A 428-nucleotide genomic window follows, 5' to 3' on the forward strand; every position below is an offset into this window, starting at 1 on the left:
TGGCAGAAGCTGATCGATACCACTTGGATCAACGACGGCGCCCGACAGGATATGCGCGCCAACTTCCCCGCCCTTTTCAAGAACGACGACTGAAAGCTCCGGATTGATTTGTTTAAACCGAATAGCCACAGCAAGGCCAGCAGGGCCTGCGCCGACAATCACAACATCAAATTCCATGCTTTCGCGTTCGGGAAGCTCGTTATCTGCGAACATTTAGAGCGCTTTTTGCAGCTCTGGCAGGATCGTGAAGAGATCGCCAACGAGGCCATAATCAGCCACCTGGAAGATAGGTGCTTCTTCGTCCTTGTTGATCGCAACAATCACGCGGCTGTCTTTCATGCCAGCCAGATGCTGGATCGCACCGGAAATACCAACTGCGATGTAAAGCTCCGGTGCAACCACCTTACCGGTCTGGCCAACCTGCCAGT

General features: G+C 53.5%; 2 protein-coding genes. Both read right to left on the minus strand.

Annotated features, from left to right (window positions below; translation table 11 throughout):
* A partial coding sequence (locus QSJ70_RS27395; RefSeq protein WP_285541373.1) for an NAD(P)-binding protein occupies window positions 1–213 on the minus strand: 213 nt, incomplete at its 3' end.
* Window positions 214–428: electron transfer flavoprotein subunit alpha/FixB family protein (locus tag QSJ70_RS27400; RefSeq protein ID WP_285541374.1), on the minus strand; the 215-nt coding region annotated here is incomplete at its 5' end.

The sequence above is a fragment of the Brucella sp. NBRC 12950 genome (assembly GCF_030268145.1).
Classification (GTDB): Bacteria; Pseudomonadota; Alphaproteobacteria; order Rhizobiales; family Rhizobiaceae; genus Brucella.